Genomic DNA, 26,304 nt, shown 5'->3' with positions numbered 1-26,304 from the left:
TTTATCTAAAATAGCATTACCTGTATTGGTATTTACCTGATTTTACCCCTTAGAACCCATTCTCAGGCCTTCTTTTTGATTACTACGTAGTTATAACCTGCAAAATCAGCATAACCACACCTTTTACTCCTCGTATTGGAGGAACTATGAAAAAAGAAGAAATTTTTTTAAGCGATTGGTATAGAATTCTTTTTGGTAACACGCCAATGGAGTTTATGCTTGAAGTGTTTTTTCGGACCCTGATCGTGTATATAGCACTGGTGGTAGTGATGCGCCTGCTGGGAAAGCGCATGAATGGCCAGTTGACAATTATTGAGTTCGCTGTTATGTTAACCCTGGGAGCTATTGTGGCCGTACCCTTTCAGATTCCGGAACGAGGTATTGCGCCCAGTTTAGTGGTGTTGGTTTGTGCTTTGGTATTTCACCGGGGGCTGAATTGGTTGAGTTTTAAATACCGGAAAGTAGAGAAAGTAGCCCAGGGCGATTTATGCATATTAGTACATAATGGCGTAATAAACCGTTCGGCTCTGGAGGCTAACAGAATATCTAAAGATCAGTTGTTTGCTCAGTTGCGGGATAAAAGTATTCGGCATCTTGGGCAGGTTAAGCGAGTTTACATGGAAGCTTGTGGGCTGTTTAGTGTTTTTACTGAAGCTGAAACAAAACCTGGATTATCGGTATTACCGGAAAAGGACCAAGCTTTATTAAAACAGGAACCAGTAGACGATCAGGTAAAGGCTTGTTCGCAATGTGGAAATATTATACCTACAGAAAAAGCCCGGGAGGCGAATTGTCCTAATTGTGGTTGTGAAGAATGGACTAATGCTATTAAATAAAGAATATGAAACCAGAGGAAATAAGAATTACTGATTGGATGCGGATTTTTATGGGCGATATGCCTCCAACCTTTTTGCTGGAAGCAGTTATTCGCGCGGCTTTTATGTACCTTTTATTAATGGTTTCGATGCGGTTAATGGGTAACCGGATGGGGGCACAATTAACCCGTAACGAGATGATTGCTTTGGTTTCATTAGCCGCAGCAATCGGGGTTTCGTTACTGGATCCTTCCAGAGGCTTACTACCACCCCTCATTATTGCTGCAATTGTTATTATGTTTCAAAGATGGATTGCAGCTAAATCTGCTTCAAACCAAAAATTTGAAAGCCTGGTGCTCGACGATATCAATACGCTGGTAGTAGATGGTTGTTTAAAGCTTGATAGTATGGAGCAGGCCCGTATAACGCGGGAGCGGCTACTAGCTGAGCTTCGGTCGGAAGGTATTGATAATTTAGGTAAACTACAGCGGGTATATATGGAAACGAATGGCGGCTTTACCTTTAGAAGGTATAAAGACGATGAGCGGGTTGGCCTTTCTACTTTACCTGATGTTGACCAGGAATATAAAAAAGAACAGCGAAAAGCTAATGGGCAGTTTGCCTGCTCCAGTTGTGGAAATATTGTAAAAGTACAGCGTAAACCGGATAGTAAATGTGAGCGGTGTAACCATTTAGAATGGGAGGAAGCAGTAATTTCCTGATGGTTTAAAAACCACCTGAATTTAATGCTTCTGTAACAATCCGAACAATGTCTTGCTCCCGGAGCAATCCTCGGTACACAACATCATTGATTACAAAAGTTGGTACGGCCGAAATGCGTATTTCTTCATAAGCATGACGCAAGGCCTCCTGATGTTGATCTTTGTAAGTACGGTTTTCCAGGTTTTTCCGGAAATCTGAAGCATTCAGTCCAACCTCGGTTGCCAGGTTTACCAGTACATCCACTTGCCCAATATCTTGCTCTTCCTGAAAAAAAGCGGTAAACATGCGGTGGTTATAAGCGGTGCCCAGATTTTGCTTTTTTGCAAATTGATAACCCTCAAAAGCCAGGTGGGTATAAGGCTGCGGCGATACTTTGGGAAGTATGATTGGAATATTTAATTGGGCTGCCATTGGGTAAACCGAATTTTGCCAGGTCTGTTGCAAATATTCTCCTTCTGGTAACAACGTGGGCGTAGGGAAAGGGCGTAATTCAAATGGCATCCATTCTATTGCTATTTGGTTTTCCATTCCTTTAATAGCGCGCAGCAATACTTGTTCGCCTAAAAAGCAATAGGGGCACACATAATCAGAATATACACGAATGTTCAGCATAACTTAAGGTGGTTGGTAAACCTATACTTAGCTTGTTTTCACTGATTTTGTTTCCAAAAAAATAAAATATAGGGCTAATTAAAATCATTAGAAACAGGATAAAGAAGAGCAATATATGGTTAAGACAACAAATCTTTCTGAATTAAGTAAATGTACTACTTTGTCAATAGTGCTGCCTCTTTCTCTATGGCTAAGTTACTGCCTGACAAGTTTAATAAACCCTTCCTGAGCTTATGAAGCCAGGTTTCAACAAAAAGATATTTTAAAAATTATATGGCTCAAACCGAAGAAGACAGAGAGGCTGCCGAAGCATTCTATCGTGAGGCACTAGGACTGCTGAATAGCAGTGGTCTACAATATTTATTGGGGGGAGGCTTAGCTTTCCGTCAATATACCGGCATCATGCGCGATTTAAAAGATTTGGATTTATTCTGTAAAGCCAATGAATATCCAAAAATATTAAAATTATTTTCAGACAATGGCTACAAAACCGAATTAACAGATGTCCGATGGTTGGCTAAGCTGTACAAAGACGACATGTACATTGATCTGATCTTTAACACCGTTAACAACATTTGCTTTGTAGATGATACTTGGTTTGATAATGCTGTGGACGGTGAAGCTTATGGAGTTCCCGTAAAAATGATTCCGGCAGAAGAATTATTATGGTGCAAGATATACGTGCAAAACCGGGAGCGTTATGATGGTGCCGATGTAAACCATCTTATTCTGCGTTATGGCGATAAACTGGATTGGAAGCGAATCTGGAGCCGGTTGGGGCAGCACTGGCATTTATTGTTAAGCCAGGTACTTAATTTCCAGTTTGTATACCCTACTGAGCGTGATATTGTGCCTAAATGGTTGTTTGATGAATTAATTGAATTGGCTAAAAATCAATACGATATGCCTTTGCCCATTGAAAAAGTTTGCTTAGGGCCCATTATAGATCAGACACAATACCGTATGGATATTACGGAATGGGATTATAAAGTGATTACAATCAAGACTATTTAAGTTATGGAGATAATCGAAATAGAAACGAAAAAAGTCCGGATTGCAGCCGTAGGTGATATTCACGTAAAGGAAACTGATCAGGGCAAATGGATTGAATATTTTAGAACAATATCCCGTCAGGCGGATATTTTAGTAATAGCTGGCGATTTAACGGACACGGGGCACTTGCACGAAGCAGAAGTATTAAAAGAAGAATTAAAATCCTGTACCATTCCGGTAGTTGCCGTTTTGGGTAACCATGATTTTGAACGGGATCAGCAGAAGGCTATTAAAAAAATTCTGGAAAGTGATCAGGTATCTATTCTGGACGGAGAAGCGGTAGTTGTAAATGATATTGGTTTTGCTGGCGTGAAAGGTTTTGGTGGTGGTTTTGACAGGTATATGCTCTCTATGTTTGGGGAGCAGGGCATTAAAAATTTTGTGCAGGAAGCAGTAGATGAAGCATTAAAGTTGGATAGGGCTTTAGCTCACCTGGAAAATAGTTATGATAACTTGAAGAAGGTAGTAGTAACTCATTTTGCACCCATTAAAGAAACCGTAGTTGGTGAACCACCGGAGATATTCCCTTACCTGGGATCTTCCCGTTTAGTAGAACCTATAAACCGCCGACAAGTAGAGGTGGTTTTTCACGGACATGCCCACGTAGGCACTTTGGAGGGTGAAACATCGGCCGGGGTAAAAGTTTTTAATGTAGCCAAACCTATTTTACACAAAGCTGGCTTTCCGGGCGATTTTTATATTTATGAAGTATAGGAATTAAAGTATTGGTAAGCGTTGCTATACAAGATAAAGCCTATCTGATCTTTTATAGCAACGCTTATCTTAGCGTTTCAGCTGGATAAAGGCGTAAAATGTTCTCTTAAAAAGTTAGGAAGAAAAGGAATAGAGAGTATCTGTTCTATTTTTACCTGATCTTTATCTGGTAACACATAATTATCTACCACATCTTGTATAGTAACCGGGTGTTCAGATTTCTGAATTAATTTTATAGCATCTCCATTTTGTAAAATACCTTCTTCTATCACCCGAAAATAGATGCCATTTCGCCTGGCTTGCAGAAAGGTTTTGGTCATGCGTTCGTCTTTAAACCGGATGCCTAGCTTGTAACACGGAAAGCGGGGCTGTACGGCCATTAAAACAGCCGATCCAAATTGCCAGTAATCGCCTAAAAAAACTTTAGGGTCTGTAATGCCTGTAGTGGTCAGGTTTTCGCCAAAACTACCCAGCTCCAGGTTATCTACTCCCAGCAATTGGTACCAATAATTATAATGCTCGTACGGGTAAGCGTAAACGGCTTTGTCTATGCCGCCATGGTTTATTAAATCTGCCTGACCATCTCCGGCAATATTAGTCTGTTTAACTTGTAGCGGTTGCTCGGTAGGTTGTTTAAAAATGCCCGTAACTACCTTTTTACCTTTCCATTCTATTTCTTGAGGTAGCCCAATATTTACAGATTTAATATGCATAGGGGTATAATAAAGAGCTTAAATTATTAAGTTTTTTGTAATTTTTTACTATTTAATTCATCTAGTTTTTTTTGTTTATGACGGCTATAGAGCAAATGTTTGGGACTGCCAATAAGCTGAGAGCTGTATATGCTGGTATGGCCGGAAAACAAATAGGCAACTACACAGGCTAACCCAATAAACAGTCCGCTTGCGTTGCCAAATAACTCAATGCCCATTAGGGTACAGGCAATGGGGGTGTTGGTAGCGCCGGCAAAAACAGAAACGAAACCCATACCGGCAAGTAAGGCTAGCGGCAACGGAACAAAGAAACTTAAGGTATTGCCCAGGGTCGCACCAACAAAAAATAAGGGTGTTACTTCACCGCCTTTAAAGCCCATGCCTAAGGTAAAAGTGGTGAGTAGTAATTTTAACATAAAATCATAAGGAGGCAGGGAGTGATTAAAGGCAGCTACTATGGTTGGTACCCCCAAACCTATATATTTGGTGGTGCCCAGGCACCAAACTACAAGGGCTATAACAACACCCCCAATTACAGGACGCAGGGGCGGGTAGCTTATTTTGTTTTTGGCAAAGCTGGCAAAAAAATGGGCCATTCTTGAAAAAAGTAGGGCAGCCAAACCAAAGAATATTCCCGTTAATAATATCCACAGTAATTTGTCAAGGGTTAGTTCAGGTACAACCGGAATTACATAATGAGTATGCGTTACTGGCCAGAAGCGAGTAATATAATCGGCAAAAAAGGCAGCTAAAAAACTTGGTAAAATGGCATCGTACCTGACCCTGCCAATGGTAAAAACTTCCAACGCAAATACAGCTCCGGCTAGTGGAGTGCCAAATACCGAAGCAAAGCCCGCACTTATGCCTGCTATCAATAATATTTTCCGGTCACGGGCAGGCAGGTTAAAATACTTGGTAAACTGATCAGAAATGGCAGCACCCATTTGTACAGCAGTACCCTCGCGCCCCGCCGAACCACCAAAAAAATGGGTAGCTAGGGTGCCAAACAAAACTAAAGGAGCCATGCGTAACGGAATGACAGCTTTTGGGGAGTGAAATTCTTCCAGTAATAAATTATTACCTTTTACTACACTTTCTCCCCAATAATGGTAAGCTAAGCCAATAAGCAAACCTCCGACCGGCAGTAAAGCAATTATCCACAGGTGTGATTCGCGCCAGGTGGTTACCCAATTCAACAAAATAAGAAATATAGCTGAAGCCGAACCAGCTAAGGCACCTATCAGGGCACATAGCCACAGCCACTTGACTAAGTAAAGAAATACCGGGATTTGCTCGATGGAGAGGAGCCGCCTTTTAAAATTTTTAGAAGCCATAAATCACTTAGTTAAGCATAATACACGCTACCCTGGCTTTTGCCGTTTAGTAGGCGCCATCATTCCCAAGTGACGGGACGGTTTAAGGCAGACACCATTGCCTATGTGCCTGTAAAGATAAATAGGAAATTGCTATAAAAGAAAAGGCGGAATAAGTATCCCGCCTCTTGCTATATATATGTAGTAGGTAAAGTACTTTACTAGTTGCCACTCATGGCATGCTGCATCATTTGGCTCTCCACATTGATGCCTAAGCCCATAGCTACTCCAATGCCTAAGCTAATATCAGCTCTAAAGAAATGGCATAATTGGCGGTTGATAATTAAGGCACGTTTCTCACCAGAGATGCCACTCATGGCACCAACTATATTCTTAATCGTAGCTTTTTTCTCCTCCTCTGTCATCAGACGGAACAGGTCGCCAGGCTGGGTATAATGATCGTTTTCTCCTTCCCCATTCCTATCAAACCAACCAGAAATAGAAGTACCTAAGTCCTGAGTCGGTTCTTTGTATTTTTCGTCGGCATAAATACCATCAAAGCTGTTCGGGAAGTAATTTGGTGCACTGCCGCCGTTACCATCGTAGCGCATGGCGCCGTCGCGCTGGTAGTTGTTGGTAGCATAAGGGCAACGGTTTACCGGTAATTGCTCGTAGTTAGCGCCAATCCGGTACCGGTGCGCATCCGGGTAAGCTAGTAAGCGGCCCTGTAACATGCGGTCTGGCGAGTAACCAATACCATCAACCACGTGGGCCGGCGCAAAAGCAGATTGCTCTACATCGGCAAAGTAGTTGTTGGGTACCCGGTTCAGTTCCAGAATACCAACATCAAGCAGCGGATAATCTTTCTGCGACCAAACTTTAGTTAAATCAAAAGGATTCCACTTATAGGTTTTAGACTCTTCTTCGGTCATTACCTGAATTTTAAGCGCCCATTGCGGATAATCGCCCCGGTCTATGGCTTCTACTAAATCACGTTGGGCAAAATCCGGGTCAATGCCTTTCATGGCAGTAGCTTCTTCAGCGGTAAAGTTCTTAATGCCTTGTAAGGTCTTGAAATGGAATTTTACGAAGAAGCGTTCGTTTTCAGCGTTAATGAACGAGAAAGTATGGCTACCGAAACCATGCAAGTGGCGGTAACCATAAGGTGTGCCTCGGTCGCTCATTAATATCATTACCTGGTGTAAGCTTTCGGGGTTCAGGCTCCAGAAGTCCCACACCATAGTGGCACTTTTGGTATGCGTGCGCGGGTCGCGCTTTTGGGTATGAATAAAATCCGGGAATTTTTTCGGGTCTTTAATAAAGAAAACCGGGGTATTATTGCCTACTAAATCCCAATTGCCATCTTCGGTGTAAAATTTAATGGCAAAGCCTCGCGGATCACGTTCGGTATCAGCCGATCCATTTTCGCCGCCTACAGTTGAAAAACGCAGGAATAAGGGAGTTTCTTTCCCAATCTGGCTGAATACCTTTGCCCGGGTGTATTTAGTTATATCGTGGGTAACAGTAAATTTACCATAAGCACCAGAACCCTTGGCATGAACTACACGTTCCGGCACACGCTCCCGGTTAAAGTGCGCTAGTTTTTCGTGCAGAATAAAATCTTCTAATAAAATTGGTCCGCGGGCGCCTACAGTTTTAGAGTTTTCGTGTTCGGCGTAAGGAATACCAGAAGCGGTAGTTAGTTTGTGGGTTCTTTCTTTTTCTTCCATTGTAGTGTTTTCTATGTTTTTTGGTGCTGTTTTATTTTGACTTAAGGCTAATTATTTATCTGCTGTTGCTATAATTTCCTCTCCAGGTGGTAAAGCACATTTAGTAATTTTATAAAGCTTTTGAGCATCTTATTGCTTTTGCGTTGCACAAAGGTTGGCTTATTTAATATATTGATCAAATCGATAATTTTTAATAACTCATAGATTGTGTCTATATTTGTGTTTTAATTTGTTAGGATTAGCAGATGACGCTTGTACAGTTAGAATATATTGTGGCCGTTGATACTTACCGGCATTTTGCCACTGCCGCGGATAAAAGCTTTGTAACCCAGCCTACTTTAAGCATGCAGATTCAGAAGCTGGAAGAGGAGCTGGGAGTGAAAATATTTGATCGAAGTAAGCAGCCAGTTGTTCCCACCGAAGTAGGAGAGGAAATTATACAGCAGGCCCGGTTGCTATTATTACAGGCGCAAGGCATTAAAGAAATAATCAGTAATAAACAGGGGGAAATAGGAGGAGAATTACGGTTAGGCGTCATTCCCACTTTAGCACCTTATTTATTACCGCTTTTCTTAAAAGGGTTTTTGGAAAAATACCCGAAGGTGAAGTTGCGTATTATAGAAATGACCACTGAGAACATTGCGAAAGACTTAAAACGAAATAAACTGGATGCCGGGTTACTGGTAACACCCTTGCAGGAAACCAGCCTAAAGGAACATGTTCTGTTTTACGAAGAGCTGGTAGCTTATGTATCTAAATCGAACGGGCTGTACGACAAGAAATATGTATTACCTAAAGATATAGACTTGCAAATGCTGTGGTTGCTGGAAGAAGGTCATTGTTTCCGGTCGCAGATATTAAATTTATGTGAGTTGCGCAGTGCTTTGCCCGATGGTAAAGCCTTTGAGTACGAAGCTGGCAGCATTGAGACATTGCGCCGGATGGTGGAGCAGGATAATGGGGTAACCATAATTCCGGAGCTGGCTACCCTGGATTTGTCGCCGAAACAACAAAAACTGGTGCGGTACTTTGATGCACCGGCACCGGTACGGGAAGTGAGCCTGGTAACCCACCGCGATTTTGTAAAGAAACGCTTGGTAGATGTGCTGAAAGCAGAAATTGTAGCTTGTTTACCCCAAAAAGTTAAAAACAACAAAAAGGATCGGGTAGTAAATATTTAATCTGGCCAAGAATATTAAATAAATTAGGCCACAGAAAGTAATTCCTTACGTAAATCTGTAACAAGAATAAAGTAGAATTAAACTTTACAGTTATGGATGAGCATTTAGAAGATAAGAACGAAAGCATGAAAGCAATGCAGCGGCGTATGGATGAAGTATGGGAAGATGATAGTGTGCGCGGGGCCAGGTTTGGCGGTAATGCAGCTACGCAGGACGCCGATAAAGATAGACTAAACCCGGCAGCTATGGCCGGTGCAGCTGGCGGTACCGCTGGTTTAGGAACCGATAAAAATTCTGGTGGTGAAATAGGTTTACCAACTGGAGAAGGGTATAACGGTCATGTGGGTGGTACCGGAACTGAAGCTACAGATGGGAATACGTAAAATAAAGGATTATGAACCAAAAGCGCCTGTTCTTAATCTTTATAAGAACAGGCGCTTTTGGTTTATAACAATTGAAAAAGTTACTGTAGAGATAATCCTTTTAAAGGATTACTACTCGGGAAAAATGGAACAAAATTATCGTCCAGGGTTTGGCAGTTTACCTGTACATAGTTGCAGATAACATTGCCAAAAATGCTGGCTACGGCAGCATCAGCAGCATCACGGCCATTGGCTATTTTTACTAGGCCATTCAAGGGGGCTAATTGAGTCGCATCAAAAATTATCCAGTGGCCGCCTATGTAAGCTTCAAAACAAGCATGGAAATCGGCAGGATAAAGCTTATAGGCATAGCCGGTAAAATAGCGGGCCGGTATAGAAAGCGCCCGGCACAAAGCAATTCCTAAATGAGCAAAGTCGCGGCAAACGCCAGATCGTTCCGTAATGGTATCAAAAGCCGAAGTTTGGGAGGTGGTACTGCCACTTACGTATTCTATGTTGTTGTAAATCCATTCTGTAATGGCTAATACTTTGGCATAAGTACCTTCTATATCACCAAATTTTTTATAAGCCAATCGTTGCAGTTTATCAGATTGACAATAACGGCTAGGAAATAAAAACGGAATAATATCCCCGTCCAATTGGCCTACTGGCACATTTATTAAATCCTGATGGGCTATTTCCTGATAAACAGTTTCTGCGATGGCCTTATAAGAGATGGTAAAGAAGAGATGTTCGTTTACCTCCATACGAACAAAGCGGTTAGGGCTGTGTCTGGCAGTAAATTCATCTATGCGTACATGCGGATCTATGTCTAGGGTTTCTTCCAGTACAATCTGATTGTGGGTACGCAGCGCGTGTATATTAAAAATTAAAGTACTGGGTTGTAATACCTCGTATCCTATTTGGCACTCTACCTGAAATTTCATAAAATAATTTGGAGGGATATTTAAACCTCTTTTTGGGGCAATTTATTTAGGGCTATTTCCATCCACTCTTCTGGTATATCGTCCAGGGCTGCTTTTAATTTTTCGGCCCAAAGATCGGCAATATGCTCTAAATCCTTTTTCTCGTACCGGTGTTCTACTATAGAAAAACTGTTTTTCTGGTATAAAATTACATCTATAGGAAACTCCACATCATTATTACTTACCCGGGTAGAATCAAAAGAAAGGAAACCAGCTTTTAGGGCCTGCTGCATGCTGGAGTCATTGTGTAGCACCCGGTTTAGGATAGCTTTGCCCTGGCCGGAATTGCCAATAATAATATAGGGTGCACCTTCATCTAATTCTACCCAATTACCTTCAGAGTATAGCAAAAACATTTTATGCTCATCATCATCTCGTAGTTGCCCGCCCACTATGGTCGTTAAGTTAAACCTCAGACCTGCCGATTCCAGAGCAGTTTTGTCTTCTTCCGCAACTCGCTTTACCTGTTCGCCAAAGGCATTAGCGGCTTTAAACAGTTTATTGAAATCAGCTCCTTCTTCTATCAACTCCTCAAAATAATGAATAGCTTTATCGCGTACAGAGCGTAATCCGCTTGTCATAATAAAGATTGAAGATTTATCCTTTTGCGAGATAAAGACTTTTTTCTTAGTAGTAGTATTGGTGCCGGCCGTAATGCGGGTATCAGCAATTGCTACCAGGCCTTCCTTTAATTTAATACCTAAACAATATGTCATAACGGGGAATTAGGGGTTTAGCTGTTTGCTAAAAGATCGCGGTTATTTAAGTCTGAAATTTTAAACAATAGCTTATAAAAGCTTTTAGTACGGAAGCAGGTTTTTAGGCGTTAGTCCCGGAAGAAAATAAATAAAATAGCCAGAAAAAGAATAAATACAAGATACATTAACAGGTCTGTCTGAATGTAATCTTTCCATTTATTGTAAAAATTTTGTAGGTTTTTCAAGGCATTGAGTGTTATTACTTTAAACAAAGATACTAAATTTTTATGGGGCGACCCAGATTTAAAAGGAACTTGTAGCGGAGAATTCCTCTTTAATTATTTACTTTTGTATTCCGCACAAACGAAGCAGCAACATGGAGAAACGATGGGTTTTAAAACCGGTGCCTGACCAGGACACTGTGAGCAGCTTAGCTAATAGCTTGCAGATAAGTCAATCATTGGCCTCTGTTTTATGTCAGCGCAACGTTTGTACCTATCCTGAAGCTAAATCTTTTTTTCGCCCTTCGCTTGATGAATTACATGATCCATTCCTGATCCGGGACATGGATAAAGCTATAGACCGAATTAATGGCGCTATTCATAAAGCTGAGAAAGTACTGATCTACGGCGATTATGATGTAGATGGCACCACCTCGGTTGCGCTTGTTTACAGTTACTTTAGAAAATATATCCGGGAAATTGATTTTTATATTCCAAACCGGGATATTGAAGGGTACGGTATTTCTACGCAGGGGGTAGATTGGGCGGCAGAAAATGGTTTTACTTTAATTATAAGCTTAGACTGTGGTATTAAATCCATGGAAAAGGTAGCTTATGCCAAAACGAAAGGCGTAGATTTTATAATCTGTGACCACCATTTGCCAGATACTACTATTCCGGATGCCGTAGCTGTACTAGATCCCAAACGGGTAGATTGTCCTTACCCTTACAAAGAACTTTCGGGTTGTGGTGTTGGGTTTAAGTTGTTGCAGGCGTTTTGTATCCACAACGACCTGGATGCGGAAGAACTGTTTTCTTACTTGGATTTAGTAGTAGTAAGTATCGCAGCGGATATTGTACCTATAACAGGAGAAAACCGGATATTTGCTTACTTTGGATTAAAACAACTGAATTCGGGAGAAGCGCTACGGCCGGGTTTGGCAGCTTTAAAAGATTTGGCTGGACTGAAAGATGAAATGGATATTAACAGCATTGTGTTTGGGTTTGCCCCACGCATTAATGCAGCAGGCCGTATGGGAGATGCCAAGCGTTCTGTAAGCATGTTAATAGCTGCTACTAAAGAAGAAGCCTTCACCAAAGCTGATGCCATAGACAAAACCAACAGCGAACGCCGGGGGCACGACATGAGCATTACCAAAGAGGCGCTGCTGATGATTGAGCAGGATGATTTTTTGCGTAACTCCCGGTCGACAGTGTTGTTTAAGGAAACCTGGCACAAAGGCGTAGTAGGTATTGTGGCTTCCCGCTGCATCGAGAAATATTACCGTCCTACCATTATTCTTACAGAATCAAATGGTAAAGCTTCGGGTTCTGCCCGCTCAGTACATGGTTTTGATGTCCATAGTGCCATTTTGGAATGCAGTGATTTACTTGATCAGTTTGGTGGCCATATGTATGCGGCAGGTCTAACCTTACCGGTAGAAAATGTGCCTGCTTTTCGGGAGCGTTTTGAACAGGTTGTAACCCGGAATATCAAAGAAGAACAACTGGTACCGCAAATTGAGATAGACGCCCCTATACGTCTGCGGCAAATCACCAATAACTTCCTGAAGATCATCCGGCAAATGGAGCCATTTGGCCCCGGTAACATGGCCCCGGTTTTTACGTCAGAATGTGTTTATGATACAGGTTCGTGCCGGGTTGTAGGCGATACTCACCTGAAATTAAAGCTGATGCAGGAAGATAGCTTTCCAATAGATGCTATTGCTTTTGGAATGGCCGATTATTATCCCCGTATCTTGAAAGGTATTCCGTTTGATGTATGTTATTGTGTGGAAGAAAATGTTTTTCGCGGAGTGTCTACCTTACAGTTGCGCATAAAAGATATTCGCTTTGCAGATTAAGTTAAATAACACTACCCCTGCATTTATTATAATCTATTTTTAACAACTATACACCTCCATTTAACTTTACCTGCACCATACATTGCTCCGGAAAACTCTTTCCAGCGTTCAAGTAAATTTTTTGGTTTAAGCTTTCCGAAGAAATCTGGTATTGTGGCTTTATCAGTAAAATAAATTTATAATAGGGCAGGTAATAAGGAAGGCATCCATAGGCCTTTACTAAGATATTAACCTAAGTAGTTTAACGCGTACGTACAAATACCTGTTTTGCTCTAAAGCCTTTCTAAAATAGTTCTCATATTTGTTCAGCTTAAAATATTTGGCTAATATTATTGGTTGTCTGTCGCTTTGAATTTAAATTAAAACAGGTTAATCCTTTTGTACAAATACATGCAAGCCGTATCCACTATCACACAGGATGTTTTGGCCGCATTTGAGTCAGTGCCGGATTTATACCTGATTCTTTCGCCTGATTTATATATACAAACAGCTAGTAATGCTTATCTTGAAGCTACCTGTACTAAACGGGAAGCAATAAAAGGGTGTTATTTGTTTGATATATTTCCTGCTAACGCCTCCCCAGCTGCAATAGATTTTACGGATAAACTCAGTGCTTCCCTACTCACAGTGCTTACCACCAAACAGGTTCATCACCTGCCTGCTCAGCATTACCATGTGGTTAGGTCAGCTGTATCAGGGAAAAAGGAAAAGGAAGCAGCTTTTTGGCGTATTAGTAATACGCCGGTTTTAAATGAGGCGGGTTGTATAAGTTATATAATTCATAAGCTTATAGATGCTACAGCCTTAGTTGGGCATCGGGATCGAATAATAAATTTAGAAAACCAGCTGGCAGAAACACAGCAAAAGGCAGAAACGCTACGCAAAGAAAAGCAATGGCTGGAGGCGATTTTTAACTCGTCTACTGTAGGGGTGGTAGTACTCAAGTCTGTAAGAGATGCCGCCGAAAATATAGTAGACTTAGAATATATTCTGGGGAATAAAGTTTTTAATGATTTCTATAAGACCACTGATCAGATTGAAAAGTCCTTATTAAAACTTTTCCCGGGCACGAAAGAGTCAGGTCTGTTTCAACGGTATGTGTCGGTTATAGAAACCGGGGTTTCTTTTTCCACGGAGACTTATTACAACTTTGACAACCTGGAATTGTGGCTCAATCTAACGGTAGTAAAATTAGAAGATGGCTGTGTGCTGACTTATGAGGATATTACGGCAAGAAAAAAGGCTGAGGAAGAAACGCGGAAAGGAATGGAAACCTGGCGGGCTTTGGTTGATAACACGCCAGACATTATTCTGCGGTTTAATCCTGCGTTTAAGCTGATTTCGGCAAATGCTGCTCTGGAAAAGGAATTAGGGACCCCAACTACAAACTTATTAGATAAAGCCTTTGGGGAGCAGGAATTCCCTGCCGAAATAACAGCACTTTGGACTCAAAAACTACAGGAAGTTTTCAACAATGCCAGACCTGTCGATTTTTATACTGAATTGCCTACTCCACATAATCGGCAGTATTACCATGTAAAGTTAGCGCCTGAATTTGCCCAGGACAAAAAGGTAGTTACCGTATTAGCAATTGCCCGAAATATAACAGAACAGAAGTTAGCTGAAGAAAAAATAAAAAATGAACACCGCCGCCTAAAAGAGGCACAGCAGATTGGGCAGGTAGGCAGCTTTGAGTGGAATATACAAACGCGCGGAATAATCTGGTCAGACGAAATGTACCGGTTGTACGGATTAGAAGAGCAATGCGAGGAAATTACCTTAACCAAGCTGGAGCGTTTCTGCCATCCGGATGACCTGGATCTTTTTAAAACTGAAGTTCAGAAAGTTATTCAGGAAGGGCAGGGTATTAACTTCACCCACCGCATTATTCGTCAGGATGGTAGCATTCGCTACGTGCATCGTAAGGCAGAATGTGTAAAAGATGAAGATGAGCAAGTATGCCTGGTGCGGGGTACGTTGCAAGACGTAACGGAAATAGTACTAACCACGCAAGGACTTCAGGAAAGCAATAAATTCATTCAGCAGATAATGGATAGTACTCCAGATATCTTATATATTCTGGATGCTATAGAAGGTCGGATTGTATATGTAAACCGGGAGGTTTATGAAATTTTAGGCTACGATGAAAATTATATTTATGAATTAGGGGCTACTATTTTTAAAGAACTATTGCACCCTGACGATTACCAGAAAGTAGTAGATCACTTTTTAGAGTTGGCTACTTTAGAAGAAGGAGAGGTAAGGGAAATAGAATACCGGATAAAAGATAGCTCCGGGAACTGGTGTTGGTTTAGGGTTCGGAATGGGCTTTTCGGTCGTGATAAATCAGGTACTGTTTGGCAGGTTATTGCCATTGCCCAGCATATTACTGCCCATAAAGAAACAGAAGAAAAGCTAAAAGAAGAGCATTATCGCCTAAACGAGGCCCAACGCATTGCGCGCCTAGGCAATTGGCAACGCAACCTGCAAACCGATGAAATGCTTTGGTCAAATGAGTTGTACCGGATTTATGATGTGCCAGTTGGGACACAATTGACTTTTGAGCAGGTAACGCAATGTTATCACCCTGATGACAAAGCGCCTATTTTAGAAGCCATTAATACGGCGCTTACTACTGATAAACCCTTTAACTTTATTTGCAGGATTATCCGGGGAAATGGTGACATCCGGTATCTGCATTCGCTGGGAGAGGTGCACCGGGATAGTGCCGGAATACCCGTTTTTATGGAAGGTACTACGCAGGATATAACTGAAACCATAGCCCTGCAGCAACAACTTACCGAGAAAAATATTTTTATTGAAACGTTGCTGGATACCAATATTGACCGGATATCGGCTTTAGATAAAAACCTGGTTGTAACTGCCTGGAACAGGCGTTGCGAAGAAATCTATGGCTTAAAAAAAGAGGCTGTTATTGGTAAACCTTTTTTCCAGTTGTTTCCAAAAGCAGCTTCTATTGAGAAAATTCAGGATGGATTATTACGGTGTCTGGCGGGCGAGTTTGTACACCTGCCAAAGCAGGAAGATTTAGCTATTCAGGGTTATTCAGATGGTTTTTTTATTCCATTAAAGGATGAAAATAATAATGTAACAGGTGTTCTTTCGCTGTTTCATGATATTACAGAGCTGGTTAAAAAAGAACAAAAGCTGCAGGAAAGCCAATATTTTATTAAGAAGATAACTGATTCAACACCAGATTTAATACATGTTTATGATCTGACGGAGAATAAACTGGTTTACATGAACCGGGAACTGTCTCCTTCATTTGGATTAACCATGCAGGAGTTACTGCAAATGGATGATACAGCCAGAAGGGCAGTAATTTACCAGGAAGATTATGATAGGCTAAAAAATTTCCAGGCAGCATTTGCCACTGCTGCCGACGAGGAAGTTAAGGAATTAGAATACCGGATAAAAAATATAAAAGGTGAAATAGGCTGGTTTCTGATTAGAGGGAAGGTTTTTAAGCGCGATGCAACCGGCAAGGTAATACAATATATAGCTCTTATTCATGATATAACCGTGCGTAAACGGTTAGAAAAAGAAGCATTGCGTTTAAAATTAAAGCAACAGCAAGAAATATTACACGCTATTCTGCAGGCCCAGGAGTCGGAAAGAGAACGCATTGGGGAGTCGTTGCACAATGGGCTGGGGCAGGTGTTGTATGCCTCCAAGCTAAACCTAGATACTTATATAAATCAGTTGGCAGGCAAGCCTAGTCGGAATGACGCTACCCTTACCCGGGTACGGGAGTTGCTGGAAGATTCTATTAAGCTTACCCGAAATATTTCTTTTGAGTTAACACCAGTTACGTTACGGGACCTGGGGCTGGATAGGGCATTACATGATTTGGTACAACGGATTGCCCCGCCCGCCATTAAGTTTAATTTACACATCATAGGCTTTAATGACCGGTTGCCAAGCCTGTTGGAGCTGGCCATATTTCGGATTATTCAGGAATTAATCAATAATATTCTAAAATATGCTCAGGCATCTGAAGTAATTATTTTACTTCTTAACAGAGGCGGAAACATTAACATACATGTAGATGATAATGGTATGGGGTATGATGCGGCTTTAGTAGCCTCAGCAGCCAAGGGTATCGGGTTATCCAGTATCCGGAACCGGATAAAGCTTTTAAAAGGCACCATTACCATTGATACAGCACCCGGACAGGGCACAAGTGTAGCCATTAAAATACCACTAACTTAAAGCTGCATTAGCCGCACTGGCTCCGGGCGGCAAGTCTTGTTTGGGCTTTTCCTTTTCTTTAAGTCCTGGCTCGTACCGCATGGCATACGATTTTGGCTTTACTTTAAATAGCGCATAATTCGCATAAGTTTTGGTAAAAGATGCGCCGTAAAACAAAATCATGGCCGAGTAAAAAACAAAAAGCATGATTAATAATACTGATGCGGAAGGTCCATAAATTGGTCCCAGGTTACTATTAATAAGCATGCGGTTTAAAATAAATTTGCCAATTGTAAATAATACGGCTGTTACACCTGCTCCCACCCAGATGGGTTTCCAATGGATATGCGCATCAGGCAAATATTTAAAAGTTATGGCAAACCAAACCGTAACAAATAGTATGGAAAACACCTGATTTACAACATGAATTACTAAAGTAGTTGAATCCGGGAAAAACTGGTTCAGGTTATTACCCATGTAGGATAATGCCGAATCGGCCAGCAGAGAAATTAAAAACAGCAGACCTGTAGCCAGAATAATAGCTAATGAAATAGCCCGGTTTTTAATCAGTTTCCGAATCTTCTTTCCACCTGATTTGGGTTTAATGCTCCACAACTCATTTATGGATTTTTGTACCACAATAAATAAAGTGGTAGAAACAAACATTAAGAAAAGCATACCCGTGGTGGCAATGCTCCAGTGGGTAGGAATATCTTGTATGTTTTGCAGTACATAATATAGTTGGGTGGCACCCCGCTGCCCAACCATTGTTTGTAATTTTATAATAAGGTTCAGGCTAATAAAGTCGACGTTAATTAATAACCCAAATAAATTTGTTAGAATAACCAGAATAGGGGGCAAGGCAAAGGTGGTAAAAAAAGCAGTAGAAGACCCAAACCTTAATGGATCGTTCTTCTTAAATTCCCGAAAAGCATCTTTTAATAAAAACCACAGAACCCGTACACGCTGCCTCGTTATCATGAGCAAGGCTTACGGGTTAAAGTAAAAAAAGATAAGCTAACATCTTTTAAAACTTTATCATCTTTAACCTGCTTCCTGAATCGATACTGAATGCTGTTTTTCTGTTAAGCTTCTTAAAAGAAAAGGATTTAAAACTCGTGCAGGTCTTGGTACTCTTGCCGTAATAAGCCTAAATGAACCAGGTCTTCGTATTTGCCAAAGTGTTTTATGTGCTGCCGTAGTATGCCTTCTACCTGAAAGCCGTTTTTCATCAGCACTTTGCCGGAGGCCGCATTACGTTTTAAGTGAGTGGCAAAAATTTTATTAAGCTTGTATTCTTCGAAACCAAAAATTATTAAAGCAGCAATGGCTTCAGAGGCAAAACCTTTGTTCCAGTAAGATTTGCCTAACCAATAACCCATTTCAGCGGTGTTGTTTATTTCACTGATGGTGGTTAAACCAACGGCGCCAATAAATTCTTGGTTACTAGTAGTTTCAATAGCAAAAATAGCGGATTTATGTTGCGCAAATTCCTTCTTATGCGTGCTAATCCAGACGGCGGCAGACTCAGCCGGAAACGGGTACGGAATGTTAAGGGCATTAAAAGCTACATCTTTGTCGCCGGCTAGTTTTTGTACCAGTGGGGCATCTTCCGGAACAAAACCTCGGAGCAGTAATCGTGATGTATCTATTTTAGGAAGTTCCATAGTATGTTTCCGAAAAACTGATTGTTATTTCTGCTGGGCTGCCCAGGTTTCCATTTTGCTTTCTAACACGTCCAGCGGCATTACGCCATCTTTCAATATTTCGTCGTGGAAAGCATTTAGTTTAAACTTATTGCCTCCCCGTTGCTGGTAGCGGTTACGCAGCTCCCGTATTTTCAACTCACCGGTTTTGTACGAAAGTGCTTGTCCTGGTATGGCCATATAACGTTCTATCTCAGAAATAATGCCAGCTTCTTCCATTGCTTCATTTTCTTTAGAAAACTGAATAGCTTGTTCCCGGGTCCAGCCTTTAGCATGCATGCCGGCATCAACAACCAGTCTTACAGCCCGGTGCATTTCTCCGTCTAATCTGCCAAAATATTGATACGGATCGGTATATAAGCCTAATTCTTTTCCTAAACCTTCGGTATATAAAGCCCAGCCTTCGCCCATGGCACCGTACCAGCCAAACCGCCGGAACTTAGGTAAGCTTTCGTTTTCGTACTGCAATGAGATTTGGTAATGATGGCCCGGTATGGCTTCGTGTAAAAACAGCGATTCCATTTTGGGAGTGGTGTAATCAGTAGGCTCCAAAACGGGCACGTAAAAAATACCGGGGCGGGAGCCATCTGGTGCCGGCGGGTTATACTCGGCACTAGCCGAGGCTTCGCGAAAAGCTTCTGTCTGCCGTACTTCAAATTTAGATTTTGGTACCTGGCCAAACAATTGCTTTAGCTGTGGTTGCATCCGTGCTTCAATAGCGCGATAAGCCTGAAGCACTTCTTCATCGGTTTTATAAGGTCTGAATTTTTTATCTGTTTTTAAATGAGCAAAGAAAGCTTTCAAATCGCCTTTAAAACCAACCTGATTTTTTATTGCTTCCATTTCGCTCCTGATTCTTTTTACTTCCTGTTGGCCGGTTTCAAATATTTCTTCAGGTGTTTTATCTGTAGTAGTCCAGTAGCGAACCAGGTAATTGTAGTATTGTTTGCCATTTGGGATACTGGAGATGCCACTGGTGTTGCGCGATTTTGGCAAGTATTCGTTTTTCATAAAGTCGTGCAGCTTTTTATAAGCCGGAACTACTTTTTCGGCAATGGCTTTTGTATATGCCTGGGTCAGGCGGTCTTTTTCGGTAACCGAAATATCTTTTGGGAAATTAGTTATAGGGTCGTAAAAGATACTTTTTTGAGGATCAGCGACTATGAGAGCAGCTAATTGAGGCACTACCTTTTCAGTTAAGGTCTTTGGTAATACATAACCACTGGTCATGCCCCGGCGCATATTGGCAACAGCAGTATCGGCCCATACTTGGAAACCAGCCATCCGTCCCAGAAAGTTGTCGTAATCTTTTACCGTTTTAAAAGGCTGGTTGCTGGCTCCGGACCCTAGTTGCGCCATGGTAAGCGGCAATCCCCAAAATTGGTTAACCGGCATTAGGTGTTCATTAAAACTTAAACCTTCCAGCGCCAATTGCATATCGCGTTTAAAAATAGCGTAGCTTAACTTTTCCTGCCCGGCTAAAGCAGCAGTGTCTAAATGGTTTAACTGATTTAAGTATTTGGAATAGAGTTCTTTCGTCTTGGCCCGATGTGCGGCAGATAAATCATTGGGAAGCTGGTCGTCATAACGGTTATCGGCAATAGCGGTGGCTTCTAATGGAAATAAGGGTAATCTTTCCTCGTAATAATTATCCAGGATACTGCTCAGTTTTAAGGTGGCAGTATTCTCTTTTGGTTTATTTTGGTTTTTACAACTGGTAAAGAATAGCAAGGCTAAACCAGCAGCAACTATATATTTCATAAAGATTAATTAAATATTAAAGAAATCTAATATCAGATAATTTTCCCAAAGCACCTATTCTTAAGAGACATCAATTTAGCAGGAGTGAAAGATAAATATATTACCGGGAGTTCCTGCGTAATTTCATAATAACTTATACCAAAAGCCGTTCAGTAGAATATTTAAATTATAATACCTTTATAGCTATGGTACCTGATTTGTTCAATCCCGTTAAAATTGCGTAATTTTGAGGCAATGGTATTAAGAGCGGAACACCTTATAAAAAAGTATAAGTCGCGTACGGTAGTAAACGACGTATCGGTCGAGGTTAATCAGGGTGAAATTGTTGGATTATTAGGCCCCAATGGAGCTGGCAAAACTACCTCTTTTTATATGATTACCGGGTTAGTGAAGCCTAACGCCGGTAAAATCTATTTGGATACAGAGGAAATAACAACTTTACCCATGTATCGCCGGGCTAAAAAAGGGGTAGGTTACCTGGCTCAGGAAGCTTCTGTTTTTCGCAATTTAACAGTGGAAGAAAATATTCTGGCCGTATTGGAAATGACCAATAAGCCCAAACAGGAACAGCGGGATAGGGTAGAGGCGCTCCTGGAAGAATTTTCGCTTACGCACGTTCGGAAAAATAAAGGAATGGTTTTATCGGGTGGCGAACGCCGGCGTACAGAAATTGCCCGGGCGTTGGCCGTAGATCCTAAATTTGTTTTACTAGATGAGCCTTTTGCCGGTGTTGACCCAATTGCCGTAGAAGAGATACAAACTATTGTAGCTAAACTTAAAACCAAGAATATTGGTATTCTTATTACCGACCACAACGTAAATGAAACACTTTCTATCGTAGACCGGGCTTACCTGTTGTTTGAAGGAAAAATATTAAAGTCGGGTACAGCAGAAGAATTAGCTGCCGACGAACAGGTGCGCCGCGTATACCTGGGTAAACATTTCGAACTTAAGCGTAAAGTTTAGGTTTGTTATAAAATATTCTTTTTCGGACAACCGAAAAAGGAATAATTGTGTACTAGGGACAAAACCAATCACTACGAAATAAAGCCTAATGGAAATAATTAATTCGATCATGACGTGGGTCATGAAAAAGCGTATACACCAGATTGATCTTTTTCGAAAATACCCCCACGACGTACAGAGCGAATTATTTAATAACCTCATCCAAACGGCTAAAAATACCGAATGGGGTCAAAAGCACGGCTACGCTGATATTACGTCTCCTGCTGAATACCGGCGGCGGGTTCCCATTTCTACCTATGAGGATCTTTTTCCGGAAATAGAACGGGCCATGAAAGGCGAGGCCAATGTGTTATGGCCGGGTACTATTTCCTGGTTTTCAAAATCTTCAGGTACTACCAATGCACGCAGTAAATTTATTCCGGTATCCAAAGAAGCCTTAGAAGACTGCCATTACAAAGGTGGTAAGGATATGTTATCTATCTATACCAACTTGTATCCGGAAACAAAGTTATTTACTGGCAAAGCGCTTTCTATTGGAGGTAGCTTGCGGGAAAATGAATTTAATCCCAATGCCCAATGTGGAGACGTGTCGGCTATACTCATGAATAACCTACCTATCTGGGCTGAGGTAGCACGTACTCCTCCGCTAAAAGTAGCTTTGATGGATAAGTGGGAGGAGAAGATTGAGGCTATGTTGGAAACAACCATACCAGAGAATGTAACGAGTATTTCGGGTGTGCCTACCTGGACCTATGTATTACTAAACCGCATATTAGAAGTTACCGGTAAAGATAATATTCTGGAGATTTGGCCTAACCTGGAGTTTTTTGCCCACGGGGCCGTAGCTTTTGGTCCGTACCGGGAGCTTTTCAAAAAGTTGATTCCATCTGATAACATGCACTATCTGGAAATTTATAATGCTTCTGAAGGTTTCTTTGGCATTCAGGACCAGGCAGGAACAGAAGATGAAATGCTTTTAATGCTAGACTACGGAGTTTATTACGAATTTATACCAGCCGATCAGTTCGAGGCAGAAGAGCCAAAAGCCATTGGGTTAGACGAGGTGGAGCTAAATAAAAATTATGCCTTGGTTATTTCAACCAATGCTGGTTTATGGCGGTATAAAATTGGCGATACGATTAAGTTTACCAGCTTAACTCCTTATCGCATTAAAATATCGGGCCGTACCAAACATTTTATTAATGCGTTTGGCGAAGAAGTAATTATTGAAAATGCCGAGGCTGCCATTATTAAAGCCTGTCAGGAAACAAATGCCATTATAAGTAATTTTACCGCAGCTCCCTTATACTTTGAAGGTAAGAATAGGGGCGGACACGAGTGGGTAATTGAATTTGCACAAGAGCCTGATAACCTGGATAAATTTAAATGGTTGTTGGATGAGACGCTACGGGAGATTAATTCTGATTATGATGCAAAACGGCAAAATGATATTGCCTTGCAGGCACCTGTTATCCATATAGCGCCTAAAGGTACTTTCCACAACTGGCTGAGCCATAAAGGTAAGCTTGGCGGGCAGCATAAAGTTCCTCGCTTGTCTAACTCCCGCGAGCATCTGGAAGAAATTCTACAGCTAATGTAAATTGAAGATTAGCTTGAAGTATTAAAAAGCAGCCTTTTCATTTATAGAAGGCTGCTTTTTATTTTGATAGAATATTCTATTCTAAGAAGCTACTTAAAAGGCCGCCTTCTTTTTGTGAATTTTGGCCACGCGGCATTAATGCTTCTATCAGTTTTTTCACCGGCATTGATTGAATCCAAACCCGGCCAGTACCGCTTAAGGTAGCTAATAATAAGCCTTCACCACCAAATATCATGGATTTTAAGCCTCCTGCCCGCTGAATATTAAAATCAATTCCATTTTCAAAAGCTACAACGCAACCCGTATCTACCCGAAGTGTTTCGTTATTAAGCCTTTTTTCTATAACCGTACCACCTGCATGAATAAAAGCTAAGCCATCGCCGGTTAAACGTTGTAAAATAAATCCCTCGCCACCAAAGAAACCGGCGCCCAAACGCTGGTTGAAATGAACGTTAATTTTTGTGCCTAAGGCGGCGGCTAAAAAGCCATCTTTTTGTACTACCAGCCCCTGTGGAATCTGGCTTAAATCAATAGGCATAATAGTGCCTGGGTACGGCGCAGAAAAGGCAACCCGGCTTTTGGGGCTATAACCACGATGGGTAAAATGGGTCATAAACAGCGACTCACCTGTAATCATGCGGGAACCCGCTGACATTAATTTGCCAAAAAAGCCTTGTTGTGGTTCCGAGCCATCGCCCATTTTTGTTTCAAAGGCAATGCCCTCTTCCATGTATACCATGGCACCGGCTTCAGCTATAACGGTTTCATGCTGGTCTAGCTCTACTTCCAGTACCTGAATATCATTGCCAAAAATCCGGTAATCTATTTCGTGCGAACGCATACGTTTCTTTAATATTAAGTTTGTTTAATATAATAGCAAGTATAAATACTTTCCAGGCAGTTCGCCACAAATGAGCCTAATTATTTTAACCTAGCTTTTTAAAGGGCGGGGTGGTGTTTCCGGATCATCATCGTCTGAACTATCCAGGAAATCTACTTCATTTTCATCACTATCTGCATTTTCTTCAATATGATACTCATCATCCTCCTCATCCCGGTTTACCAATTTTTTATCATAAACGTTTTTGTCCAGAAACTTATTTATCTGGTCAATATCGAAGTTTGAAGAAATTTCGCCTAGCGGATTTATTTTTATTTCAAAGCCTTCCAATTCTTTATGAACCCGGGCTTTTTTTTCAGATGTCTTCTTCTTTTTAGCCATTTTGTTATTCCAATTAAATCTATAAATAATAGCTTATAGGGTTGAAAGTTGAACCATAACCTCAATCTGCTTTATAAGCTAAACTGTATAAAACGAAAAAACCTGTTTCATGGATGAAACAGGTTTTCTTAATTAAGATATTCTGCAAATTTAAAATCTACTAGAATGAGGCAGGCTGTAATTTAACTTACAAAAGATTGCAGTTTGGTAGTTGCAGCTTCAATACGATGCTTGGTTTCGTCTTTGCCAATTATTTCAATAATAGCCATCAAGTCCGGGCCGGCCTCTAAACCCGTAATAGCTAAACGTAGGGCTTGCATTACCTGGCCAATTTTCATTCCTTTTTGCTCCAGAATAGTCAGCAAAAGTTGTTTTATGTTATCAGCTGTATAATCTGAGATAGTCTCTAATTGGTTCTTAAAGTCCTCAAATACAGCTACGGCAGCAGCAGTCCATTTTTTGCCAGCTACTTTCTCATCGTATTGTTCTGGCGTAAGGAAGAAATAAGAAGCTTCACGCCAGAAGTCCTGAGGGAAAGTAACACGTTCTTTCATAACACCGGAAATTTTAACAGCCTTTTCTTCGGAGCAGGAAATGTTATGTTCGGCTAAAGCCTGTAGTAAATATTGAGCCAGTTCGGTATCCGGTTTAGCACGTAAATATTGTTCATTATACCAACGCGCTTTATTGATATCAAAACGGGTTCCAGATTTACCAATTCGTTCTATGGAGAAAGCTTCTGCTAATTCATCCATGGTAAATAATTCTTGCTGCGTACCTGGGTTCCAGCCTAAAAAGGCTAAAAAGTTGATGAAAGCTTCGGGTAAGTAGCCACTTTCGCGGTATCCGCTCGATTTTTCGCCCGTAAATGGATCACTCCACTGTAATGGAAATACCGGGAAGCCTAATTTATCGCCGTCGCGTTTGCTCAGTTTACCATTACCATCTGGCTTTAATAATAAAGGTAAGTGGGCAAATTCTGGCATAGTGCTTTCCCAACCTAAATAACGGTATAGCAACACGTGTAACGGCGCTGATGGCAACCATTCTTCTCCTCGGATTACGTGCGTTATACCCATTAAATGATCGTCTACAATATTTGCCAAGTGGTAAGTAGGCATACCGTCCGATTTCATGAGTACTTTATCATCAATGGAGGAAGAATGTACCAGTACCCATCCCCGGATTAAATCTTTTAACCGGATTTCTTCTTTACGCGGTACTTTTAATCGGATTACATACGGCGTCCCGCTTTCCAGTAATTTCTTTACGTCGTCTTCTGGTAGCGTAAGCGAGTTTCGCATGGTGTTACGAGTAATGGAGTTGTATTGAGGAGTGGCTACCTTAGCAGCTTTCAAACGCTCCCGCATGGCATCCAATTCTTCAGCTGTATCAAAGGCATAATACGCATGACCATCCTGCACTAGTTTTTGTGCGTAGTCCATGTACATAGGCTTGCGCTCTGACTGGCGATAGGGCGCGTGCGGACCACCATGCACAGGGCTCTCATCCAATTTTATTCCACACCATTCCAACGATTCAAAAATGTATTGTTCGGCACCTGGTACAAATCTATTCTGATCGGTATCTTCAATGCGGAGCAACATTTTGCCGCCCATTTTTTTGGCAAATAAATAATTATATAAAGCAGTACGTACACCGCCAATATGTAAAGGCCCGGTAGGGCTAGGAGCAAATCTTACTCTTACTTCTCTTTCCATAATAAATAAGGTGCAGCCTTTGTAAATACTTGGCTGCTTTCAAATTTGGTGCAAAGGTACTAAACCAAATGGTTTTTTTCACGGATTTTAATATTCCTGCGGTTGCGACAAATATTGTTTAGGCTTAGGG

At 41.3% G+C, this 26,304-nt stretch carries 21 protein-coding genes, 1 pseudogene and 1 riboswitch; of the genes and pseudogenes, 10 read left to right on the top strand and 12 right to left on the bottom strand.

Going from position 1 to position 26,304, the window contains the following annotated elements; genetic code table 11:
* Positions 1-146 precede the first annotated feature (146 nt).
* On the top strand, positions 147-836 hold the full coding sequence (locus ADHAQ_RS0106870; protein WP_026462313.1) for a YetF domain-containing protein: 690 nt from the start codon (positions 147-149) through the stop codon (positions 834-836).
* 5 nt (positions 837-841) lie between these two features.
* A complete protein-coding gene (locus ADHAQ_RS0106865; RefSeq protein WP_026462312.1) occupies positions 842-1,537 on the top strand; it encodes a DUF421 domain-containing protein in 696 nt (231 codons plus the stop codon).
* A 4-nt stretch (positions 1,538-1,541) separates the two neighbouring features.
* Here ADHAQ_RS0106865 and ADHAQ_RS24785 read toward each other — a convergent pair whose 3' ends face one another.
* Positions 1,542-2,150: a DsbA family oxidoreductase gene (locus ADHAQ_RS24785; protein ID WP_034256642.1), complete on the bottom strand. Its 609-nt coding sequence runs from the start codon at positions 2,148-2,150 to the stop codon at positions 1,542-1,544.
* A gap of 264 nt (positions 2,151-2,414) precedes the next feature.
* Here ADHAQ_RS24785 and ADHAQ_RS0106855 point away from each other — a divergent pair.
* Positions 2,415-3,164 (top strand): annotated as a pseudogene (locus ADHAQ_RS0106855) (nucleotidyltransferase); the annotation flags it as partial.
* 3 nt (positions 3,165-3,167) lie between these two features.
* The gene (locus ADHAQ_RS0106850; protein WP_026462310.1) at positions 3,168-3,917 is read left to right on the top strand and encodes a metallophosphoesterase family protein; all 750 of its coding nucleotides are present in this window, start codon (positions 3,168-3,170) and stop codon (positions 3,915-3,917) included.
* A 77-nt stretch (positions 3,918-3,994) separates the two neighbouring features.
* Here the strand turns inward: ADHAQ_RS0106850 and ADHAQ_RS0106845 are convergent, their stop codons facing one another.
* From ADHAQ_RS0106845 to ADHAQ_RS0106835, 3 genes are all read right to left on the bottom strand, one after another.
* The gene (locus ADHAQ_RS0106845) at positions 3,995-4,630 is read right to left on the bottom strand and encodes an MOSC domain-containing protein (protein WP_026462309.1); all 636 of its coding nucleotides are present in this window, start codon (positions 4,628-4,630) and stop codon (positions 3,995-3,997) included.
* Positions 4,631-4,656: 26 nt separating this feature from the next.
* Positions 4,657-5,964 (bottom strand): voltage-gated chloride channel family protein, encoded by a 1,308-nt coding sequence (locus tag ADHAQ_RS0106840; protein WP_026462308.1) that lies wholly within the window; start codon positions 5,962-5,964, stop codon positions 4,657-4,659.
* 43 nt (positions 5,965-6,007) lie between these two features.
* A riboswitch (Fluoride riboswitch) is annotated at positions 6,008-6,075 on the bottom strand.
* A gap of 89 nt (positions 6,076-6,164) precedes the next feature.
* Positions 6,165-7,673, bottom strand: a complete 1,509-nt coding sequence (locus ADHAQ_RS0106835; protein ID WP_026462307.1) for a catalase — start codon at positions 7,671-7,673, stop codon at positions 6,165-6,167.
* 245 nt (positions 7,674-7,918) lie between these two features.
* On the opposite strand from ADHAQ_RS0106835, the gene ADHAQ_RS0106830 reads away from it, so the two are divergent.
* Complete coding sequence (locus ADHAQ_RS0106830; RefSeq protein ID WP_026462306.1) at positions 7,919-8,854, top strand: hydrogen peroxide-inducible genes activator; 936 nt, start codon at positions 7,919-7,921, stop codon at positions 8,852-8,854.
* A 92-nt stretch (positions 8,855-8,946) separates the two neighbouring features.
* Entirely contained in the window at positions 8,947-9,237 is a 291-nt protein-coding gene (locus ADHAQ_RS0106825; RefSeq protein WP_026462305.1) for a hypothetical protein, read from the top strand.
* Positions 9,238-9,317: 80 nt separating this feature from the next.
* On the opposite strand, the gene ADHAQ_RS0106820 is transcribed toward ADHAQ_RS0106825, so the two are convergent.
* Both ADHAQ_RS0106820 and ADHAQ_RS0106815 read right to left on the bottom strand, forming a co-directional pair.
* The gene (locus ADHAQ_RS0106820; protein WP_026462304.1) at positions 9,318-10,163 is read right to left on the bottom strand and encodes a transglutaminase-like domain-containing protein; all 846 of its coding nucleotides are present in this window, start codon (positions 10,161-10,163) and stop codon (positions 9,318-9,320) included.
* Positions 10,164-10,183: 20 nt separating this feature from the next.
* A complete protein-coding gene (locus ADHAQ_RS0106815) occupies positions 10,184-10,918 on the bottom strand; it encodes a proteasome-type protease (protein ID WP_026462303.1) in 735 nt (244 codons plus the stop codon).
* Positions 10,919-11,276: 358 nt separating this feature from the next.
* Here ADHAQ_RS0106815 and recJ point away from each other — a divergent pair, with 358 nt between their 5' ends.
* Together recJ and ADHAQ_RS0106805 are read left to right on the top strand one after the other, a co-directional pair.
* The gene (gene recJ, locus ADHAQ_RS0106810) at positions 11,277-12,986 is read left to right on the top strand and encodes a single-stranded-DNA-specific exonuclease RecJ (RefSeq protein WP_026462302.1); all 1,710 of its coding nucleotides are present in this window, start codon (positions 11,277-11,279) and stop codon (positions 12,984-12,986) included.
* 390 nt (positions 12,987-13,376) lie between these two features.
* Complete coding sequence (locus ADHAQ_RS0106805) at positions 13,377-17,219, top strand: PAS domain S-box protein (RefSeq protein ID WP_026462301.1); 3,843 nt, start codon at positions 13,377-13,379, stop codon at positions 17,217-17,219.
* Here the strand turns inward: ADHAQ_RS0106805 and ADHAQ_RS0106800 are convergent.
* The 3 genes from ADHAQ_RS0106800 to ADHAQ_RS0106790 form a co-directional block, all read right to left on the bottom strand.
* Entirely contained in the window at positions 17,211-18,179 is a 969-nt protein-coding gene (locus tag ADHAQ_RS0106800; RefSeq protein ID WP_026462300.1) for a YihY/virulence factor BrkB family protein, read from the bottom strand. The two genes, ADHAQ_RS0106805 and ADHAQ_RS0106800, sit on opposite strands and share 9 nt — an antisense overlap.
* Positions 18,180-18,307: 128 nt before the next feature.
* Complete coding sequence (locus tag ADHAQ_RS0106795; RefSeq protein ID WP_026462299.1) at positions 18,308-18,865, bottom strand: GNAT family N-acetyltransferase; 558 nt, start codon at positions 18,863-18,865, stop codon at positions 18,308-18,310.
* Between the two features lie 24 nt (positions 18,866-18,889).
* Positions 18,890-20,665, bottom strand: a complete 1,776-nt coding sequence (locus ADHAQ_RS0106790) for a DUF885 domain-containing protein (RefSeq protein WP_026462298.1) — start codon at positions 20,663-20,665, stop codon at positions 18,890-18,892.
* Between the two features lie 234 nt (positions 20,666-20,899).
* Between ADHAQ_RS0106790 and lptB the strand changes: the two genes are divergently transcribed.
* Together lptB and ADHAQ_RS0106780 are read left to right on the top strand one after the other, a co-directional pair.
* Positions 20,900-21,631, top strand: coding sequence for an LPS export ABC transporter ATP-binding protein (gene lptB / locus ADHAQ_RS0106785; protein WP_026462297.1), 732 nt, complete (start codon positions 20,900-20,902; stop codon positions 21,629-21,631).
* Between the two features lie 88 nt (positions 21,632-21,719).
* Positions 21,720-23,231 carry a GH3 auxin-responsive promoter family protein gene (locus tag ADHAQ_RS0106780; RefSeq protein WP_034256639.1) on the top strand — a complete coding sequence of 504 codons (1,512 nt, stop codon included), beginning with the start codon at positions 21,720-21,722 and terminating at the stop codon, positions 23,229-23,231.
* Positions 23,232-23,307: 76 nt separating this feature from the next.
* On the opposite strand, the gene ADHAQ_RS0106775 is transcribed toward ADHAQ_RS0106780, so the two are convergent.
* From ADHAQ_RS0106775 to gltX, 3 genes are all read right to left on the bottom strand, one after another.
* Positions 23,308-24,072 (bottom strand): TIGR00266 family protein, encoded by a 765-nt coding sequence (locus tag ADHAQ_RS0106775; protein WP_026462295.1) that lies wholly within the window; start codon positions 24,070-24,072, stop codon positions 23,308-23,310.
* Between the two features lie 90 nt (positions 24,073-24,162).
* Positions 24,163-24,453, bottom strand: a complete 291-nt coding sequence (locus ADHAQ_RS0106770) for a hypothetical protein (protein ID WP_026462294.1) — start codon at positions 24,451-24,453, stop codon at positions 24,163-24,165.
* 182 nt (positions 24,454-24,635) lie between these two features.
* The gene (gltX, locus tag ADHAQ_RS0106765) at positions 24,636-26,174 is read right to left on the bottom strand and encodes a glutamate--tRNA ligase (protein WP_026462293.1); all 1,539 of its coding nucleotides are present in this window, start codon (positions 26,172-26,174) and stop codon (positions 24,636-24,638) included.
* Positions 26,175-26,304: the final 130 nt, after the last annotated feature.

This window comes from Adhaeribacter aquaticus DSM 16391 (assembly GCF_000473365.1).
Taxonomy (GTDB): domain Bacteria; phylum Bacteroidota; class Bacteroidia; order Cytophagales; family Hymenobacteraceae; genus Adhaeribacter; species Adhaeribacter aquaticus.
The sequence above is the reverse complement of the archived record's forward strand: the minus strand, read 5'-3'. Positions and strand labels throughout refer to the sequence as shown.

Bases quoted from the DNA above. Each gene is read 5' to 3' on its own strand.
- ADHAQ_RS0106870 (WP_026462313.1), top strand. From the start codon at position 147: ATGAAAAAAGAAGAAATTTTTTTAAGCGATTGGTATAGAATTCTTTTT.
- ADHAQ_RS0106865 (WP_026462312.1), top strand. From the start codon at position 842: ATGAAACCAGAGGAAATAAGAATTACTGATTGGATGCGGATTTTTATG.
- ADHAQ_RS24785 (WP_034256642.1), bottom strand. From the start codon at position 2,150: ATGCTGAACATTCGTGTATATTCTGATTATGTGTGCCCCTATTGCTTT.
- ADHAQ_RS0106850 (WP_026462310.1), top strand. From the start codon at position 3,168: ATGGAGATAATCGAAATAGAAACGAAAAAAGTCCGGATTGCAGCCGTA.
- ADHAQ_RS0106845 (WP_026462309.1), bottom strand. From the start codon at position 4,630: ATGCATATTAAATCTGTAAATATTGGGCTACCTCAAGAAATAGAATGG.
- ADHAQ_RS0106840 (WP_026462308.1), bottom strand. From the start codon at position 5,964: ATGGCTTCTAAAAATTTTAAAAGGCGGCTCCTCTCCATCGAGCAAATC.
- ADHAQ_RS0106835 (WP_026462307.1), bottom strand. From the start codon at position 7,673: ATGGAAGAAAAAGAAAGAACCCACAAACTAACTACCGCTTCTGGTATT.
- ADHAQ_RS0106830 (WP_026462306.1), top strand. From the start codon at position 7,919: ATGACGCTTGTACAGTTAGAATATATTGTGGCCGTTGATACTTACCGG.
- ADHAQ_RS0106825 (WP_026462305.1), top strand. From the start codon at position 8,947: ATGGATGAGCATTTAGAAGATAAGAACGAAAGCATGAAAGCAATGCAG.
- ADHAQ_RS0106820 (WP_026462304.1), bottom strand. From the start codon at position 10,163: ATGAAATTTCAGGTAGAGTGCCAAATAGGATACGAGGTATTACAACCC.
- ADHAQ_RS0106815 (WP_026462303.1), bottom strand. From the start codon at position 10,918: ATGACATATTGTTTAGGTATTAAATTAAAGGAAGGCCTGGTAGCAATT.
- recJ (WP_026462302.1), top strand. From the start codon at position 11,277: ATGGAGAAACGATGGGTTTTAAAACCGGTGCCTGACCAGGACACTGTG.
- ADHAQ_RS0106805 (WP_026462301.1), top strand. From the start codon at position 13,377: ATGCAAGCCGTATCCACTATCACACAGGATGTTTTGGCCGCATTTGAG.
- ADHAQ_RS0106800 (WP_026462300.1), bottom strand. From the start codon at position 18,179: ATGATAACGAGGCAGCGTGTACGGGTTCTGTGGTTTTTATTAAAAGAT.
- ADHAQ_RS0106795 (WP_026462299.1), bottom strand. From the start codon at position 18,865: ATGGAACTTCCTAAAATAGATACATCACGATTACTGCTCCGAGGTTTT.
- ADHAQ_RS0106790 (WP_026462298.1), bottom strand. From the start codon at position 20,665: ATGAAATATATAGTTGCTGCTGGTTTAGCCTTGCTATTCTTTACCAGT.
- lptB (WP_026462297.1), top strand. From the start codon at position 20,900: ATGGTATTAAGAGCGGAACACCTTATAAAAAAGTATAAGTCGCGTACG.
- ADHAQ_RS0106780 (WP_034256639.1), top strand. From the start codon at position 21,720: ATGGAAATAATTAATTCGATCATGACGTGGGTCATGAAAAAGCGTATA.
- ADHAQ_RS0106775 (WP_026462295.1), bottom strand. From the start codon at position 24,072: ATGCGTTCGCACGAAATAGATTACCGGATTTTTGGCAATGATATTCAG.
- ADHAQ_RS0106770 (WP_026462294.1), bottom strand. From the start codon at position 24,453: ATGGCTAAAAAGAAGAAGACATCTGAAAAAAAAGCCCGGGTTCATAAA.
- gltX (WP_026462293.1), bottom strand. From the start codon at position 26,174: ATGGAAAGAGAAGTAAGAGTAAGATTTGCTCCTAGCCCTACCGGGCCT.